This is a genomic window from Anaerococcus sp. Marseille-P9784 (assembly GCF_902500265.1).
Classification (GTDB): domain Bacteria; phylum Bacillota; class Clostridia; order Tissierellales; family Peptoniphilaceae; genus Anaerococcus.
Window position 1 is genome coordinate 480,813 of sequence record NZ_CABVOZ010000002.1, and the last position, 17,263, is coordinate 498,075.

15 protein-coding genes are annotated in these 17,263 nt (G+C 33.0%); 2 read left to right on the forward strand and 13 right to left on the reverse strand.

The window, feature by feature from the left end:
- Positions 1 to 124: 124 nt before the first annotated feature.
- From GAN53_RS06200 to GAN53_RS06220, 5 genes are all read right to left on the reverse strand, one after another.
- Complete coding sequence (locus GAN53_RS06200) at positions 125 to 2,446, reverse strand: zinc ribbon domain-containing protein (protein ID WP_151410057.1); 2,322 nt, start codon at positions 2,444 to 2,446, stop codon at positions 125 to 127.
- Between the two features lie 69 nt (positions 2,447 to 2,515).
- Entirely contained in the window at positions 2,516 to 3,451 is a 936-nt protein-coding gene (locus tag GAN53_RS06205) for an ABC transporter permease (RefSeq protein WP_151410059.1), read from the reverse strand.
- Positions 3,448 to 4,692 (reverse strand): ABC transporter permease, encoded by a 1,245-nt coding sequence (locus GAN53_RS06210; RefSeq protein WP_151410062.1) that lies wholly within the window; start codon positions 4,690 to 4,692, stop codon positions 3,448 to 3,450. The genes GAN53_RS06205 and GAN53_RS06210 overlap by 4 nt, the downstream gene beginning before the upstream one ends.
- Positions 4,689 to 6,212 (reverse strand): ABC transporter ATP-binding protein, encoded by a 1,524-nt coding sequence (locus GAN53_RS06215; RefSeq protein WP_151410064.1) that lies wholly within the window; start codon positions 6,210 to 6,212, stop codon positions 4,689 to 4,691. Before GAN53_RS06215 ends, GAN53_RS06210 begins: the two co-directional genes overlap by 4 nt.
- Positions 6,213 to 6,355: 143 nt before the next feature.
- Positions 6,356 to 7,528, reverse strand: a complete 1,173-nt coding sequence (locus GAN53_RS06220) for a BMP family lipoprotein (RefSeq protein WP_151410065.1) — start codon at positions 7,526 to 7,528, stop codon at positions 6,356 to 6,358.
- A 271-nt stretch (positions 7,529 to 7,799) separates the two neighbouring features.
- On the opposite strand from GAN53_RS06220, the gene GAN53_RS06225 reads away from it, so the two are divergent.
- Together GAN53_RS06225 and GAN53_RS06230 are read left to right on the forward strand one after the other, a co-directional pair.
- A complete protein-coding gene (locus GAN53_RS06225; RefSeq protein ID WP_151410067.1) occupies positions 7,800 to 8,519 on the forward strand; it encodes an MIP/aquaporin family protein in 720 nt (239 codons plus the stop codon).
- 80 nt (positions 8,520 to 8,599) lie between these two features.
- The gene (locus tag GAN53_RS06230; RefSeq protein ID WP_151410070.1) at positions 8,600 to 10,105 is read left to right on the forward strand and encodes an NAD(P)/FAD-dependent oxidoreductase; all 1,506 of its coding nucleotides are present in this window, start codon (positions 8,600 to 8,602) and stop codon (positions 10,103 to 10,105) included.
- Between the two features lie 83 nt (positions 10,106 to 10,188).
- On the opposite strand, the gene GAN53_RS06235 is transcribed toward GAN53_RS06230, so the two are convergent.
- The 8 genes from GAN53_RS06235 to GAN53_RS06270 form a co-directional block, all read right to left on the reverse strand.
- Positions 10,189 to 10,545, reverse strand: coding sequence for a DUF1667 domain-containing protein (locus GAN53_RS06235; protein WP_151410072.1), 357 nt, complete (start codon positions 10,543 to 10,545; stop codon positions 10,189 to 10,191).
- Positions 10,545 to 11,801 (reverse strand): NAD(P)/FAD-dependent oxidoreductase, encoded by a 1,257-nt coding sequence (locus GAN53_RS06240; protein WP_151410074.1) that lies wholly within the window; start codon positions 11,799 to 11,801, stop codon positions 10,545 to 10,547. Before GAN53_RS06240 ends, GAN53_RS06235 begins: the two co-directional genes overlap by 1 nt.
- A 10-nt stretch (positions 11,802 to 11,811) precedes the next feature.
- Positions 11,812 to 13,239: an NAD(P)/FAD-dependent oxidoreductase gene (locus tag GAN53_RS06245; RefSeq protein WP_151410076.1), complete on the reverse strand. Its 1,428-nt coding sequence runs from the start codon at positions 13,237 to 13,239 to the stop codon at positions 11,812 to 11,814.
- A gap of 116 nt (positions 13,240 to 13,355) precedes the next feature.
- Complete coding sequence (glpK, locus tag GAN53_RS06250; protein WP_151410078.1) at positions 13,356 to 14,858, reverse strand: glycerol kinase GlpK; 1,503 nt, start codon at positions 14,856 to 14,858, stop codon at positions 13,356 to 13,358.
- An 11-nt stretch (positions 14,859 to 14,869) separates the two neighbouring features.
- Entirely contained in the window at positions 14,870 to 15,439 is a 570-nt protein-coding gene (locus GAN53_RS06255; protein WP_151410080.1) for a glycerol-3-phosphate responsive antiterminator, read from the reverse strand.
- A 125-nt stretch (positions 15,440 to 15,564) separates the two neighbouring features.
- A complete protein-coding gene (locus GAN53_RS06260; protein WP_151410082.1) occupies positions 15,565 to 16,161 on the reverse strand; it encodes a sugar transferase in 597 nt (198 codons plus the stop codon).
- A 44-nt stretch (positions 16,162 to 16,205) separates the two neighbouring features.
- On the reverse strand, positions 16,206 to 16,904 hold the full coding sequence (locus tag GAN53_RS06265; RefSeq protein WP_151410084.1) for a 16S rRNA pseudouridine(516) synthase: 699 nt from the start codon (positions 16,902 to 16,904) through the stop codon (positions 16,206 to 16,208).
- Positions 16,901 to 17,227: a PadR family transcriptional regulator gene (locus GAN53_RS06270; RefSeq protein ID WP_192574098.1), complete on the reverse strand. Its 327-nt coding sequence runs from the start codon at positions 17,225 to 17,227 to the stop codon at positions 16,901 to 16,903. Before GAN53_RS06270 ends, GAN53_RS06265 begins: the two co-directional genes overlap by 4 nt.
- Positions 17,228 to 17,263: the final 36 nt, after the last annotated feature.

Consider the following 17,263-nt stretch of genomic DNA (forward strand, 5'->3'; position numbering starts at 1 on the left):
GTACCAATCTAAATTCTCATTGAGGGTTTGGCTTGGTACATTTTTATATTTAAAACAAAATTTCAGTAAAATACCCTCCTCGCTAATTTTTCCAGCAAAGAGGGTACATAATATAGATTTTATTTTATCTTTGAATTTTATTAAAGCTTTGACTCTTCATCTCGCCTTGTTCACTTATATTTATTGACCCATTTTCATATTTACCATTGATTGGAGTGTCGACGTTTACTCCTTGGATGGTCAATGAAACTTCTCCATTGTTTTCTTGGTAAGTTCCTTGGTGAACTCTATTTTCAATTTGATATCTCAATGATCCATCTGTTCTAAGACTCAATCGTGTGTTATTTCCTTGATATTCTCCAGCTACTGAATCTGATGTTGTAAAGTATGAGTTTTGATCGATAGCTATTGAATTTGCAATTTCCAAGCCTGATAGGGCATTGTTTACTCTGTCTAATACTTCGTCTAAGAATGAGAAACCATAGTATGGAATTTCATAGTAGGTGTAGTCATCTTCAACAAAGAATTTGTGATAGATTTCATTGTCGGTTGTTAGTGGACCATCAGTGTAGAATTTACCATCTTCATCTTTTTTAGATTTGACATTTTTGTATTCTACAAATGAATAATAGGTAAATTCGTTTGTGTATTTATCTTCGTAGTTTTCATTTGTCTTTATTTCATAAATTAGCATGACTCTGTTTTTGAGGTTTTCATCGCCAGATTTTTTACCTGTTATTGCGCCAAGATAATTTATGTTTGAGATTTTTGTAAATGATCTTTCTTGGAAAGTTTCTTTTATTAATTTTCCTGAATGCTCTTTTAATGTTCCTAGTAAATCTTTGTCAAGATCATCTACAGTTGTGATGTATCCATCATTATCAGTTGATTTTTCTTCGCCATTTTCTTTTTCTTCTTCTGCAACTGTAAAGGTCTTTTCTATTGGACTTAAAGTTACTCCAAAATCATTCTTGAGTGCTTCTTGATCAAATTCTAAGCTAATCTGATATTCTTCTCCACTTGATAATTCACTGGTTTTGCTTGGATTAATTTTAATTTCTGACATATAATCCGGGGCATCTTCTGTTAAGCTTGTCTTTAGACTTATATTTGGACTTTCTCCCTCATATTCTACTTTTATATAGTTAAAAGGATCTACGCTTTCTTCTAAATTTAGATTGTCAACTATCACAGGCTTTATCGTGCTTGTAAATAAGACATTGTAGCTATCTAGTAGACTTTGGTCAGAAATATTTGCCACAACAGTTATCTCTTCACCGTTTGATAGGTTGTTATCCTTGCTAAAGTTAAAGCTTGTTGTTTGCTCAAGTTCATCTACAAATTGTTTAGCTGCTGTATCATATTGATCAGATTTTCTGTCTTTTTTCTTATAGACTATTTGATTTCCAAATTCTGCTAATAAACGATCTTTATCTAAGCTAGCAGATGGACTTGCTTGACCATCTTCTCCAGTGAATGTAACATTGATATAGTTAGAAAGGTCTATTTCTACATCTTTTGTTTTTTTGTTTAGGAATAAATAAGCAATTATTATCCCAGCTACTAGTAGAATGATTGGTAGAAAATATATAGGCTTAAAAGAAAAAGGTTCTTTATTTTCTTCTATCTTTTCCTCTTTTACTTCTACATTTTCATTTACTAATTTTGTGCTTTCTATAATTTCCCTATTTTCTCTTGGAATTTCAGGGCTTTTTTGTGAAATATTTTCCTTAAATTCTTTTTCTACATATGAATTGGAATTTTCTTTTTGAAAATATCTTATGGCTTGTGGAATATTAGAAGGATCAAGAGTTTCTTTTTTATGCTTCAAGTCGTTAAGATTATCAGATTTTAAAATCCTAGCTACTCTAGCTTCGACGTATTCGTAAGGAATATTCTTTTCGTTCTTGGTCTTATTTTTTTTATCATTTGACTGATTAACAAAATTTTCCTTTAGATTTCCATCTTTGTTCGCTAGTTTTTTATCAAGAAAATTAGAGAATCTTTCTCCATTTTCCTTATGCCTAATATATCTGCTCTTCCTTTCATCTGTTGGATTATAACCATAATAAGCTGATGGAATTTCTTTTTTATCAGATGCTGGTTTTTCCTTGCTTTTTTCATTATCTTTAGTAGTTATATTTGTATCTACGACTTCATTATTTTCTTTGTTAGTATCTAAAGTTACTGAAGCTTTTTTCTTGATTTTGAAGTTTTTTAGCAAATTTTCAAATTTATTATTGGAATTTTCTTCTTTTCCCTTATTTTCTATTTTATTTTCTTTATCTGTAAGCGATTGATAGGTGGAATTTTCTTTTTCTTCTAAACTCTCAACCGGATCTTCAATTGGGATTTTTGAATAATTTTCATTTTTTAATTTATTTCCACAAACAGGGCAGAATTTTTCATCCCCATCTATTTTAGCACCACAATAAGTACAATACATTTAATCTCCTCGTTTCGGCTTATATATATTAATATACATCATTGACATAAATTTATAAAGCAAAAACATTTATATATTTTCAACTGTTAGGTAAGCCTTGCCAGATGCCTTTGGAGCTTTTGATCTTCTTTGGAATATTATTAATATTAGAAGGGTTGCTATATAAGGAATCATTGAAATAAACTCTATCGGCAAGGTTAAATTTGAACCGCCAAGATAGGTTGCTATTGCCTGAGCAAGGCCAAAAAATAGTGAACCAACCAAGACACCTTGAGGCTTCCAATTACCAAAAATAACAGTAACTAGGGCTATATAACCTTGACCAGCTATTAGCGTCGGCGAAAAGGAACTTACCACAGCTAGTGCCATGCTTGCTCCTCCAAGACCTCCCATAAAGCCAGAGAAAATTACAGCTAAATAACGTGTTTTTGTAACGTTGATATTTAAAGTTTCTGCTGCTTTTGGATGTTCACCAACAGCTATTACTCTTAGCCCCCATTTGCTTTTATATAAAAATAGGTAAAGAACTAAAACCATTATCAACGAAATATAAACTGTAGCATATTGGCCAAAAATATTTAAAAATATTTGATTTTTTGTAAGAGATCTAAACAATCTAGGGATTTTATTTTCAAGTGGTATTGATGGTGTTTGAGTTGCTCCATCAAAAAATAATCTTGCTAGGAATAAGGCAAGGCCTGGTCCTAGAGTATTGATTGCAATACCAGAGATAGTTTGATCTCCAGCAAAGCTTACAGATATTATGGCGTGAATTAAACCAAAAACTGCACCTGCAAGTCCTCCTGCTAGAAAAGCAATCCATGGATTTCCTAGATAATAACCAACTGTCGCTCCCATCAAAGCGCCAATTGTCATCATTCCTTCAAGACCTATGTTTACAACTCCTGATTTTTCGCTAATCATGCCACCTAAACCGGTCAAAAGTACAGGGCAAGCATTAGAAAAAGTATTTCCTATTATTAAAGCTAACATTACTAAATTCATTTATTTTGCTCGCTTTCTTTGTTTTCATCTTTAATGAGTTTTTCTCCTTTGTCAAAATTATCAGAAAAATCTGATAAATTTTTGCTGATAGCTTTAGCGTCGACAGAATTCTTCTCATTTTCTTTAGCTTCTAACAAGCTTTTCTTATATTGTTTTTTTCTTTGACTTTTTGCTCTAATAATTCTAAAGGCCAAAGGAATTGATGTAAATAAAATTATAGTACCAATAATGATATTTATTAACTCAGTTGGAACTCCAAGCACTCTTTGCAAGTTGCTTCCAGCGTATTTTAAGGAGCCGAAAAATAGACCCGAAAAAATCACACCGATAGGATTGTTGCTTGCAAGTAAGGATACGGCAAGTCCATCAAAACCATAGTTATCCATAGCAGATAAAACTGAAATGGAATAAGTGTATCCTAAGATGTGGGTTACACCAGCAAGGGCACATATAGCTCCAGAGATGGCCATTGATTGGATAATTTTCTTTGAGGAATCAATTCCACCATATTCGCTTGCCTCTCTATTTAGACCAACAGCCTTTAGCTGGTAGCCTAAAACTGTTTTGTTTAAAATATACCAGGCAATTATTACAGCTATTATCGCTAAAATTAAACCTAAATGAATTGGCGCTTTAAAAAATTTACTGAAAAAAGGTCCAAATTCTTTGTAAGAATCCTTAAATAAGGTTATCTTTGAACTTTCCAATATCTCATAAGAAGCAAATGAATTTTCTTGTTTAAAAGTTTGAGCCAAAAAATTTTGAAAGTAGAATGCAACCCAATTTAGCATTATAGTTGAAATTACTTCATGAATACCAAATTTCGCTTTTATAAATCCTGCCAAGGCTCCGTAGGCTGCACCTACAATAATTGCAATTAATATGGCAACTATAGGATGAAGAATTGGAGGAAGTGGCAATAAATAGCCCACCAAATAACCAACTATAGTTCCTACTATAAATTGTCCTTCTGCTCCCATATTAAAAAGACCTGTCTTAAAGGCAAAGCAAACACCCAAACCTGTTAGCATAATTGGGGTTGAATAAACTAAGGCCCAACCTATATTTCTTGGACTCTTAAAAATCCCATTTAACAAGGCAGAATAGGCTTCGATCGGATTGTAACCAGAAAATATTAATACCAAAGCTCCAACAGCAAGGCCTAAAAATATGGAAATTATTGTAAAAAGAATCTTGGAATTTTTAATATTTGTTTTTTTTACATTATTGATTTCTGTCATCTTCCACCTGCCATTAATCTACCAATTTCAAATTCGTCGGTTTCTTTAGGGTCTTTTTCTCCTACGATTTTGCCGTCAAAAATAACCAAAATTCTATCTGACAAATCCATTATCTCGTCAAGTTCAAAACTAATTAACAGAACTGCTTTGTTATTATTTCTTAATTCTACAAGGTATTGGTGAATAAATTCTATCGCGCCAACATCAAGGCCTCTTGTTGGTTGAGATGCAATTAAGACATCTGGATTATTGGAGATTTCTCTTGCAATTATTACTTTTTGTTGGTTGCCACCTGATAGGCTTTGGGCTTTTTGGTTGATATCTCTTGGTCTTATATCAAATTTTTCCACAAGCTTATTGGCATTTTCATCTATATTTTTAAAATTAAGCTTTCCTTTGGTAGAAAAAGGCTCATTGTGAACATTTTCTAAGATCAAATTATCTTTTACTGGATATTCCAATATTAGTCCTCTTTTTTGCCTATCTTCAGGGATGGAATTCATTCCCTTATCAATTATCATTCGTGGACTTTTATTTGTTATATCAGTTCCATTTAGGGTGATTTTTCCTCTATTTGATTTACTCATTCCCGTAAGAGCATCAATTAGCTCACTTTGTCCATTGCCATCAACACCAGCAATACCAAGTATTTCTCCAGATCTAAGGTCAAGATTTAATCCTTTTAAGATATCAATTCCACGCCTATCCTTAACCCATAAATCTTCAACTTTTAAAACGACTCCACCAGGATTTTGCTCGTTTTTGTTGACATTAAAGCTTACATTTCGACCTACCATTTTTTCTGCCAGAATATTTTCATCAATTTCTGAAACTTTTAGCTTATCAATAAATTTCCCGCGTCTAATAATGGTACAATAATCTGCCATCGCCTTAATTTCAGCTAGTTTGTGAGTTATTATTATTATTGACTTTTCCATTTGGGTAAGTCTTTGAATAATTTCTATAAATTCATTTATCTCTTGAGGAGTTAAAACTGCTGTTGGCTCATCAAATATTAGTATGTCAGCCCCCCTATAAAGTGCTTTTAAAATCTCTACTCTTTGTTGTTGGCCAACTGTAATATCTTCAACTTTTGCTAAAGGATCGATTTTTAAACCATAATCATCAGAAAGTTTCTGAACCTTTTTTATTGCAGCTTTTCTATCTAAAAATATTCCCTTATCATTTTCATAACCTAAAATTATATTTTCTGCTACCGTTAGTGGTTCTATTAGCATAAAATGCTGGTGAACCATTCCTATCCCGCAATCTATGGCTTTTTTGGGTGTCATGTTTGGATATTTTTCGCCATTAATTTCGACATATCCATCAGTTGGAGGAAATAAACCATATAAAATATTCATCAAAGTGGTTTTTCCCGCTCCATTTTCCCCCAGTAAAGCATGAACTTCACATTTGTGCAAATCAAAGTTAATATTTGTCAAAACTTGATTTTCGCCAAAACGTTTGCTTATGTTTTTCATAGATACGACAGGATTTTCATTATAATGTTTGTCCATAATCCAATCCCCCATTTTCTTATATTAATTTTATCATAGTTTAAGCAATTAGAATAGCTTGATAAGGATTTTTTATTAGTTTTATGCATTTGTTAAAGAACTTACAAAAAAAAGACCCCAAAAGAGGTCTTTTCGCATGAATTTTATTTTTCTTCTTCTATCCAGCCTTGGCTTATAGCTTCTTCTTTGTTTTGTGGAACTTCTATTTTTCCATCAATTATATCTTTTTTGATTTGTTCAACTTTTTCTTTGATTTCATCTTTTACAAGTCCATTATCTGCATAAGCAATTGATACTGCATTATCATCAGCTAGGGTAAATCTAACTGTCTCGCCACCTTTGAAGTCACCTTTTTGATATTCTTCTACTATTAATCTTACAGCATCGCCTACGCCTTTAATTGTTGAAACTAGCATATTATCTGGAGCTTCAGCTTGTTGGTCACGGTCTACTCCGATTACCCATTTATTGCTTTCTTTAGCAGCTTCAATTACGCCTATTCCAACTCCACCAGCTGCATGGAATACTACATCAGCACCTTGTTGGTACATTCTTTCTGCAATATTTTTTCCAGCTGCTTGATCGGAAAAGCTATTAGCATATTGAACTTGAACTTCTATATCTTCTCCTCTTTCTTTAGCTGCATAAGCAACTCCTGCTCTGTAGCCATATTCAAATCTGTCGATTACATCACCTTGGACGCCACCTACGAAACCAACATTTTTACTTTCTGTCATCATACCTGCAATATATCCTACTAAAAATGAGTTTTGATGATCAGCAAATCCTACACCTACTAGATTTTCAAGCTTGTCTTGGTTGTCGCTATCGATTATTACATAGTTTTTGTCTGGATTTTCTTTGGCAGCTGCTACTGTATCTTTATATAAAGCATAACCTACAGTTAAAATGATATCTGATTCAGAATCTAGAGCACTTTCTAGATTTGCCTTGTAATCAGCTTCTTTGTGGCTTTCGATATAATCAAATTTTGCTATACCATCATCTTGTGCTTTTTGTAAGCCTTCATAAGCTGATTGGTTGAATGATTTGTCGTTGACACCACCAAAATCTGTAACCATGGTTACTTTTACAGTTTCGCCTTCTGGAGTTTCAGAAGCATTTTCTTTTTCTTCTTCTTTTGTTTGATCAGCATCTTCGTTATCTTTGTTTTCTTCTTTGTTTTCAGTTTCTGTTGTTTGTTCGGTTTTTGCACCCTCGTCAGTTGTTTGCTTGTTCTTATCCCCAGAGCATGATGCTAAAACTAATGATAAAGATAAAGCAAGAGCTAGGGTCATAAATTTTTTGATTTTCATTTTCTTCCTCCATAAAATGTTTCTCTAATATAATTTTACCCCTTCTTGGTCATTGTCCACTTTTCTACTCTTATAATTTTAATAAATATCAGTGCTTATATATTGTGATTTTTGCAAAATAATGTATTTTATAATTATTTTTCATAAAGGCTTGCTATTTTTTTTATTTGTGTTATAATGAGTATAGAACTGAAAAGGTTTCCACAAAATATTATGACGAGAGCGAGAGTTGATTTATTCACTCGCTCTTTTTGTCTACAAGGAGGTATTTATGAGAGATATTTTTGTGGCTGAATTAGTTGGAACTTTTTTACTAATTCTACTAGGAGACGGTGTTGTTGCAAACGTATTGACTAGAAAAAGTGGTATGCATGGCGCAGGCCCTGTACAAATCACTCTTGCTTGGGGTCTTGCAGTTATGGTTCCAGCAACAATTTTTGGTGCAATGAGTGGTGCACACTTTAACCCTGCACTTACAATAGCACTTGCATTTAAGGGTGCTATAGGCTGGGATACATTGCTTCCTTACATAGGCGGACAAATGATAGGCGCAATGCTCGGTGCTTTATGCGTTTACATTTTGTACAAAGATCACTTTGAAGATCAATGTGACGAAGATCCAGCAACAGTACGTGGTTGCTTCTGTACTGGACCATCAATACCAAATACTGGAAGAAACCTATTATCTGAAATAATTGGTACTTTTGTTTTAGTTTTTGCTATTTTAGGCTTTGGTAATGTTGATGGCGCTGCAGGCGTTGGTGTTAACTATCTATTTGTTAACGGATTAATCGTATCTATTGGTATGAGTTTAGGCGGACTTACAGGTTATGCTATTAACCCTGCCCGTGACCTTGGACCAAGAATTATGTATGCAATACTACCTTTCAAGAAAAAAGTTGAACCTAATTGGGAATATGGCTGGATTCCAGTAGTTGGACCAATTATCGGTGGTATTTTAGCAGTTATTATCTTTAATATTGTATTTTAATTTATATTAAGATTAATGTTGTAAATTTATAAAGGCAAGTATTTTTACTTGCCTTTTGTCTATTAAGAATTGAGGTAAAAATGTATGATGTTTTAATTATTGGTGCTGGCGTTACAGGTGCATCAATTGCTCGTAATTTATCCAGATATAAACTTGATATTGCAATTTTAGAAAAAGCAAACGATGTTTCTATGGGTGCAAGCAAAGCCAATTCTGCAATTATTCATGGTGGTTATGCTGAACCACATAGAGAACTTCGTGGTAGAATATGCTATCCAGGAAGACAACAATTTAAAAAATTAAATGAAGAATTAAATTTTGGTTTTCTTGAAAACGGATCTTTGGTTTTGGCTTTCGAAGAAGAAGATATGAAAGCTTTGCAAAAACTTTATGATATGGGAATTGAAAATGGCTTAGACGATATAGAAATTATTGATCAAGAGAAACTAAGAGAAATAGAACCAAATGTATCTGATAATGCCATTGCAGCTTTATATTGTAAGGGTGCTGGAGTTTGCTCACCTTACGAATATGTAATAGCTTTAGTTGAAAATGCTCTTAGAAATGGCGCTGAACTTTTCTTAAATTCTAGAGTTTGTAAGATTTCAAAGGATGAATATTTTACTGTAGAAACCGAAGATGGCAAAAAATTTGAAGCTAAATACGTTATTAATGCCTCAGGTCTTGAAGGGGCAAAAGTTTCAAATATGATTGCCGAAACTAATTTTGATATCCATCCTAGAAGTGGCGAATATTTGATTTTCCAAAAAGGAACAGGCCAAAGAATTAAGCAAGTTTTATTCCAAGTTCCTACAGAAAAATCCAAGGGAATTCTTGCAACAAGAACTTATCACAACAATATACTTCTTGGTCCTGATGCCATAGATGAAGAAGAAATCGACTTATCAACTCATGAAGATAGGTTGATGTATATTTACAAAGAAGCTTTAAAATCAGTTAAGGATGATGTAATAAATCTAAGAGAATTTATAAGATCTTTTACAGGTCTTAGACCAGCAAGTTCAACTCATGATTTTATTATAGAAGAATCAAATATCAAAGGTTTTATCAATGTTGTAGGAATCCAATCCCCAGGAATTACATCAAGTCCAGAAATTGCAAAAATTGTCGAAGATATTTTAAGAAAATCTGGTCTAGCTTTGGAAAATGATCCTAATTTCAACCCTCATAGAGATCCAATCATTACTTACAAAGATTTGGAAGATATGAACAAGATCAAAGATAAGGTTGATTTACCAATGGGTAATCCTGACAGGATTGTTTGTAGGTGTGAACAAGTAAAAGAATCCACTATAAGAGATGCTATGAATCGTGGAATTCCTGTAGAAACTTTTGATGCTGTAAAAAGAAGAACTAGATGTGGCATGGGCTTTTGCCAAGGTCAATTTTGTAGACCAAGAGTTCTTGAAGTCATGGAAGATGAAATGGGCAAAAAGCCAATCGATGATCTTTTTGATAGCGAAAGAAATGGTCTTTCAAGACTAAATAAAAAAAGAATAAATGAACTTATCAAAGAAATGGAAGAAACTTCAAGAGCTGAAATAGAAGAAAAAGAAGAAAAGTAAAATTAAATGAAAAGTCCCCAAAACTTTTAAAATTTTGGGGATTTTTCATTTTTAGGGTTTTTATTTTTATGTCTATTAAGACCTTATAATCTTTCATCTGTTGCAATAACGTCAACTCCTGTATCAAGAACATTTGCTATTACAACATCACCTATATGAACAGGTGCTTTGATTTCTGCATCGTTAATTTGTTTCATACATTCAAATATCAATCCCTTTGGAATAGCGCTTGCAGTTTTTACTGGAACACTGTAATGAGAACCTCCATCAACTCTTACTGTTGAGCAAACCATTCTTTTTGGATCTTTTATTTCATTTCTTACGTATTCTTCGCCTTTTATGCAGGTATTGCCTGTAATATCGATTATTTCATCAGCTTCCATGGTTACTACTACTTGGCAACCTAGTGGGCAGTTGATGCATGTAAATTGTTTTTTCATCATTCCTCCAATTGTATAGTTACTTTCTTACTATTTGGGTCAATGTCTTCTTTTTTAAGTTTGATCAATTCCATTTCACCTGGGGCTAAAACTCTCTTTTTGCGGCTTAAGATACATTTGTCATCATTATAAACGGCAATTTTTCTTGAAGGATAAACATTGTTTACTCTAAATTTTACAATTATAGAATCATCCATGTTATCATAGTCAATGTATTGTGGCAATGTATAAGATATGCAATCTCCAGCTACTAAGTCGATTTTGTGAGATCCATCTTTTTTGAATTCGCCTTTTATATATTTAGCTGCATTTTCTGCTGCAAGTTCACTTTCTTCTGATACAAAATCTACCAAATCATGAACGTGCAAAACATTTCCTGCTGCAAATATTCCATCAACGCTTGTCATTAGTTTATCTGAAACTACAGCGCCTTTGGTTTTTGGATCAATTTCTATTTTTGCTTCTTTGGTCAATTCATTTTCTGGTAATAAGCCTACAGATAGTAAGATTGTATCGCATTCTATGAATTGCTCGCTTCCTTCAATTACTTTCAAGTGTTCATCAACTTTTGATAGATAAACTCCCTCTACTCTTTCGGTTCCCTTTATTCCTGAAATTGTAGTTGAATAGTAAAGTGGTATATCATAGTCGTGCAAGCATTGTACTATATTTCTTTTTAGACCACCTGAAAATGGCATAAGCTCTGCAACGCATTCAACTTTTGCACCTTCAAGAGTCATACGTCTTGCCATTATCAATCCTATATCTCCTGATCCTAGGATTACAACTTTCTTACCTGGCATATATCCATCAATGTTTACAAGCTTTTGAGCTGTTCCTGCACTATAAACTCCTGCAGGTCTACTTCCCGGTGTGTTTAAAGCTCCTCTTGGACGCTCTCTACAACCCATAGCAAGGATAATTGCTTTTGGTTTTATTACGAACATTCCATTTTCTTCATTCATCAATAGCAAAGTTTTATCTTCGTGCATATCCATTACTATTGTATTTAGCATTATATCTATGTCGCGTTTTTTAACTTCTACTATGAATCTTTGTGCATATTCTGGGCCAGTTAATTCTTCTTTAAATCTTTGAAGTCCAAAGCCATTGTGGATACATTGATTAAGAATTCCGCCTAATTTGTTATCACGTTCTACAATTAGGATATTTTTGATACCTTCATCGTAAGCTCTTACGGCTGCAGAAAGTCCAGCTGGGCCTCCACCAATTATTACTAAATCATAATCGCGCATCTATTTCTCCTTATTTTACTCTCTTTTCGATATAGAAAGAATCCTTACCTTTTTTGGTTACATCTTTCTCATCAATTCCCAATTCTCTGGATAAAATTTCTATGATTGAAGGTAGGCAAAAACCACCTTGGCATCTTCCTGCTGTAGCTCTAACACGTCTTTTGATTCCATCAACTGTTCTTGCTCCAACTGGTGCATGGATTGCATCTAAGATTTCGCCTTCTGTTACTCTTTCGCAACGGCAAATTATTTTACCATATTTAGGGTTTTTCTTGATTAGTTCGTTGTGTTCTTCGGCAGTCATTTCGCAAGTTTTTGGAATTGGGTTTCTTCCTGGTTTAAATTCAGTATTTTCTTCTAATTGCATAGATTCTGCTACCATATCTGCCATATATTTGCCTATAGCAGGAGCTGAAGTAAGGCCTGGTGATTCTATACCGATGCAATCGAAAAATCCTTTTCTGCTTTCTTCAAGAACAAAATCTCCACCAACTTCATGAGCTCTGTTTCCAGAAAAAGATGTGATTACTTGTCTTACTGGTACATTTTCTACAGTATCTTCAACTTTTTCTACTACTTCTTCCAAAGCTTTTCTTGTTGTAACTAAATCTGACTTATCATCTACAAAGTCAGCTGTTGGTCCAATTATTGTATTGCCATCGCAAGTTGGACTTACAAGAATTCCCTTACCTTTTTCTGTTGGAAGATTAAACAATACATGGTTAACAAAACCATTTGTTGCCTTATCCAAAAGCATATATTCGCCACGTCTAGCTTTAATGTTAAACTTATGATCATTAAATACTAAATCGTGGATTTGATCTGAAAATAATCCTGCAGCATTTACAACAGCCTTTGTTTCCAATTCTTCTCCATCAGCTGTGATTAATTTATAATGATCATCTTCTATGATTATATCTTTAATTTCAGTGTCTAGTTTGTATTCAACACCATTAAGATTTGAACCTTCTGCATAAGCAATATTCATCAAAAATGGATCTACTATTCCAGCATTTTTTGAATATAAAGCTGCATAGATATTTTTTTCAACTTTAGGTTCCATTTTTAGAATTTCATCTCTGTAGATGATTTCCATTCCGCTAACACCGTTTTCTATACCTTGATCATAAAGTTTTTGTAAATTCGGAAAATCTTTCTCATCATGGCACAAAACCAATGTTCCAATTTCTTTATATGGGAAATGCAATTCATCTGCCATTTCTCTCATCATATGGTTACCTAAAACATTCATTTTTGCTTTTAATGTTCCAGGTTCTGCATCATAACCACCATGGCAAATAGCTGAATTTGCTTTTGATGTACCTTCGCAAACGTCAGAATTCTTATCAACTACAAGGAAATCTCCCTTATATTTTGATAAATTATAAGCTAGAGAAGTGCCGGTTACGCCTGCACCTATTATAATAACATCTTTCATCTTTTCTCCTTATATGTAATAAAAAAGAGCCACTTTAGGGCTCTTTTTTTGGGCAAAGAGCACCTATTAATTAAGTGACTCTTTCTCTATAAAATATTAATATTTAAAATATTATATTATTTTAAATCTTTAGCCCAACCAACTGATCTAGAAATTGCTTTTTGCCAGTTGTAATCTTTTCTATCTCTTTCTTCAACGCTAATTTCTGGTTTAAATTCTCTTTCAACTTGACGATTTTCTATAATTTCATCTAAGTTCTTATAATAATCTACAGCAAGACCTGCAAGATAAGCTGCTCCAAGAGCTGTTGTTTCAAGTGTTACTGGTCTTTCTACGACTGTTTGGATCATATCAGCTTGGAATTGCATTAAGAAGTTATTTGCGCTAGCTCCACCATCTACTTTTAGAGCTTGTAGTTCTTTGCCTGAGTCAATACTCATTGCAGCAAGAACATCGTGTGTTAGATAAGCTAATGATTCTAGTGTTGCTCTTACTATATGATATTTGCTTGTACCACGTGTAATACCTACAATTGCTCCTCTAGCATATGGATCCCAATATGGTGCTCCAAGTCCTGTAAATGCAGGTACTACATAGCAACCATCTGTATCAGGAACTTTTGTTGCTAGATATTCTGTATCATCAGAAGCATCTACTATTCTTAGTTCATCTCTTAGCCATTGAATTGCAGAACCTGCTACAAAGATTGAACCTTCAAGTGCGTAATTAACTTTGCCTTCTTCAAGACCCCAAGCTATTGTTGTTAGTAGACCGTTTTTAGATTCTACAGCTTCTTCGCCTGTGTTCATTAGTAAGAATGCACCTGTACCATAGGTATTTTTTGCATCTCCTGCTCTAAAGCAAGTTTGTCCAAACAATGCTGCTTGTTGGTCACCAGCCATACCAGCGATTTTTATTGGAGAACCAAATAATTTTTCATTTGTTTCGCCATAAACACATGATGATGGTTTAACTTCTGGAAGCATGCATTTTGGAATATTTAATATCTTTAATAATTCTTCGTCCCATTCAAGTGTATGGATATTAAAGATCATTGTTCTTGATGCGTTGGTATAATCTGTTACGTGAACTTTACCACGAGTTAAATTGTATACTAGCCAGCAATCAACTGTACCAAATAGCAATTCGCCATTTTCAGCTCTTTGTTGACCATTTTCAATGTGATCTAGGATCCATCTGATCTTTGTTCCTGAGAAATATGGGTCAACAACAAGACCAGTTTTTTCTTTTATCATTTGACCGTAGCCATCAGCTACTAATTTATCAGCCATATCTGCTGTACGACGACATTGCCATACTATTGCATTGTAAACAGGTTCACCAGTTTCTTTATCCCAAACTATGGTAGTTTCACGTTGGTTTGTGATACCTATTGCAGCAATTTCAGATGCATCGATATTTTTCTTTGCTAAAGCTTCTGTACAAACTCCTAATTGTGTTGACCAAATTTCTGTAGCATCATGTTCTACCCAACCTGGTTTTGGGAAATATTGAGTGAATTCTTTTTGTGCTACTGAAATGATTTCGCCTTTTTTGTTAAAAACAATCGCTCTGTTACTAGTTGTTCCAGCATCTAATGCCATTATGTATTTGCCCATATTATCTCCTCCTACATAAGCCATACTTTATAATTTGAAGATGAGATTGCTATCGCCCCTGCGTTTAAAGCATTTATAACTTCTTCTCTTTTAGCAATTAAACCACCTGCTATAAGTGGAATATTGGTTCGTTTTTTAACTTCTTTCATTTGGTCAGGCAAAACACCCGGAAGAATTTCTATTGCATCACAATTAACATCCTTAATAGTTTGTTTCATGTTTTCAAAACTTATGCTATCTATTAAGAAAAATCTTAGGATAGTAAATAAACCAAGTTTTCTTGCATAGGTAACATTTGAAGGTCTTGTCGAAATCACTCCATCGGCTTGGGTATAATTTTTTATAAAGCTAGCAGCATAATTAGAACTTGATAAGCCCTCAATCAAATCCTCGTGTACTATAACAACTTTATTTGCATCCTTAAGTTTTTTTACTATGTGTGGAATCGTTTCTATATTACCGTATAAAACAAAGACCACTCTATTTTCGCTTTCCAAACATTTATGCAAATCCTTATTATTTTTAATTGCCATAATTACTGGATTATCATAAAGTTCTTCTAATACACTAATGCTAGACATCATACCTCCAATAAAAGAACAAAACGAGCCCCTAAAAATTACATTGGCTCGTTCTCATCATTCATCTTATTATATATATATTTTATCATATATTTTTATTTTTGCAAATCTTTTCCTAAGTTTTTTTAAAATTCTTTTTTACCCTCGCTAACCCCTTCAGCTTTCAATACTTTAGGTATGGTTTTTAGCAAAATTTTCAAATCATTTCTAAAACTGATATCATTTGCATAAATTCCATCTGTTTTAGCTTTTATTTCTGGTGGAAGATTATCTCTTCCAGAAATTTGTGAAAGTCCAGTTATGCCAGGCTTTACACTTGCTGCTCCATTTTCATATCTTAGATCTAAGAGCTCTTTTTCTTTAAGTATTACAGGTCTTGGCCCAATAAAACTCATATCGCCTTTTAAAATATTAAATAATTGTGGGATTTCATCGATAGAAGTTTTTCTTAAAAATTTCCCCCAAGGGGTTATAAATTCATCTGGATTTTCAAGTTCATAGGTTGAAGCATTATTAGGTGCTGTCATTTTCATAGATCTAAATTTATAACAAATGAAAGCTTTATTATCAACTCCAGCTCTTTTTTGTTTAAATAATATAGTTGCCTTAGGCTCATTTATTTTTGAAATAAGTCCAACTATCAAAATCAATGGACTTAGAATTATTAGAAATATTAATGAAAATATAAAATCTAATATGTTTTTTATATATTTTTTGTACATTTCTTTAACTCCTCATCCATAGTATTTTTTTATTATATTACAAATTAATCCAAAAACAAAGATAAATCTTCTTCGGATAATTCTATATATTCTCCTTCTTTTAACACAGGATCAAGTTCTAAATTGCCAATTGCAATTCTTTTTAAGCCTACTACTTCATTAGAAAGATTTGAAAATAATCTTTTCACCAGGTGAAATTTCCCTTCGGTAACTTTTACCAAGGCTTTTTTATCTTCCAAAATTTCTAATTTTGCAGGTCTTGCTGTATAATTATCTTCCTTAATATAAACACCTTTTTTAAATTCCTCTATAAGCGACTTATCTATTTTATCTCTTGTTTCTACCAGATAAGTTTTCTCAATATTAGAATTTGGGCTTGTAACTTTGTGGATAAATTTACCATCGGTGGATAGTAGAATCAATCCTCTTGTGTCCTTGTCTAATCTTCCAGCTATTGATAAATTAAGTCCTTGATAAAATTCATCAAGCAAATCTATTACTGTTCTTTCTTTATCGTCAGTAGAAGATAAAACACCTGCTGGTTTATTCATCATTATATAAATATTTTCAAAATAATCTACAAATTCTCCCATATAGAAAACCTGATCGATTTTTGGATCAACTTGTGTAGAGGAATCTTTTACTATTTGCCCATTTATTACTAAGCCACCTTTTTTGGCGTTTTTCTTGATATTTTTTCTCGTATCAAGATTAGAATTGCCAATCATTTTATCTACTCTCATTTTTTATTCCCATCAATTACGTTATTAACGCAAACTGTAAGTTCCTCATAGCTTTTGTAAAAGCTTGATAAATAGACTTTTCCAGCGTGTGTAATATAGTAATATTTTCTTCTAGGTCCTATTTCAGATTTTTTATAAGCACCCAAAATAAAACCTTTTTGGTTTAATCTTTTTAGAATCGGATAGACAGTTCCTTCTGTCATCGTGTAAAATCCATTCCTTTTTAGCTCTTCAACAAGCTCATAACCATAGGTTTGGTTATTTTTTATTATATGAAGGATAACTCCTTCTATTACTCCTTTTAACATTTGAGAATCTATCATTTTATCACCCTACTATATTGTATTACACAGTAGGAT

Excerpts from the sequence above, each read along its gene's own strand:
- GAN53_RS06235 (WP_151410072.1), bottom strand. The coding sequence starts at position 10,545 with ATGAAAAAACAATTTACATGCATCAACTGCCCACTAGGTTGCCAAGTA.
- GAN53_RS06225 (WP_151410067.1), top strand. The coding sequence starts at position 7,800 with ATGAGAGATATTTTTGTGGCTGAATTAGTTGGAACTTTTTTACTAATT.
- GAN53_RS06255 (WP_151410080.1), bottom strand. The coding sequence starts at position 15,439 with ATGTCTAGCATTAGTGTATTAGAAGAACTTTATGATAATCCAGTAATT.
- GAN53_RS06270 (WP_192574098.1), bottom strand. The coding sequence starts at position 17,227 with ATGATAGATTCTCAAATGTTAAAAGGAGTAATAGAAGGAGTTATCCTT.
- GAN53_RS06200 (WP_151410057.1), bottom strand. The coding sequence starts at position 2,446 with ATGTATTGTACTTATTGTGGTGCTAAAATAGATGGGGATGAAAAATTC.
- GAN53_RS06260 (WP_151410082.1), bottom strand. The coding sequence starts at position 16,161 with ATGTACAAAAAATATATAAAAAACATATTAGATTTTATATTTTCATTA.
- glpK (WP_151410078.1), bottom strand. The coding sequence starts at position 14,858 with ATGGGCAAATACATAATGGCATTAGATGCTGGAACAACTAGTAACAGA.
- GAN53_RS06210 (WP_151410062.1), bottom strand. The coding sequence starts at position 4,692 with ATGACAGAAATCAATAATGTAAAAAAAACAAATATTAAAAATTCCAAG.
- GAN53_RS06265 (WP_151410084.1), bottom strand. The coding sequence starts at position 16,904 with ATGAGAGTAGATAAAATGATTGGCAATTCTAATCTTGATACGAGAAAA.
- GAN53_RS06220 (WP_151410065.1), bottom strand. The coding sequence starts at position 7,528 with ATGAAAATCAAAAAATTTATGACCCTAGCTCTTGCTTTATCTTTATCA.
- GAN53_RS06230 (WP_151410070.1), top strand. The coding sequence starts at position 8,600 with ATGTATGATGTTTTAATTATTGGTGCTGGCGTTACAGGTGCATCAATT.
- GAN53_RS06215 (WP_151410064.1), bottom strand. The coding sequence starts at position 6,212 with ATGGACAAACATTATAATGAAAATCCTGTCGTATCTATGAAAAACATA.
- GAN53_RS06240 (WP_151410074.1), bottom strand. The coding sequence starts at position 11,801 with ATGCGCGATTATGATTTAGTAATAATTGGTGGAGGCCCAGCTGGACTT.
- GAN53_RS06245 (WP_151410076.1), bottom strand. The coding sequence starts at position 13,239 with ATGAAAGATGTTATTATAATAGGTGCAGGCGTAACCGGCACTTCTCTA.
- GAN53_RS06205 (WP_151410059.1), bottom strand. The coding sequence starts at position 3,451 with ATGAATTTAGTAATGTTAGCTTTAATAATAGGAAATACTTTTTCTAAT.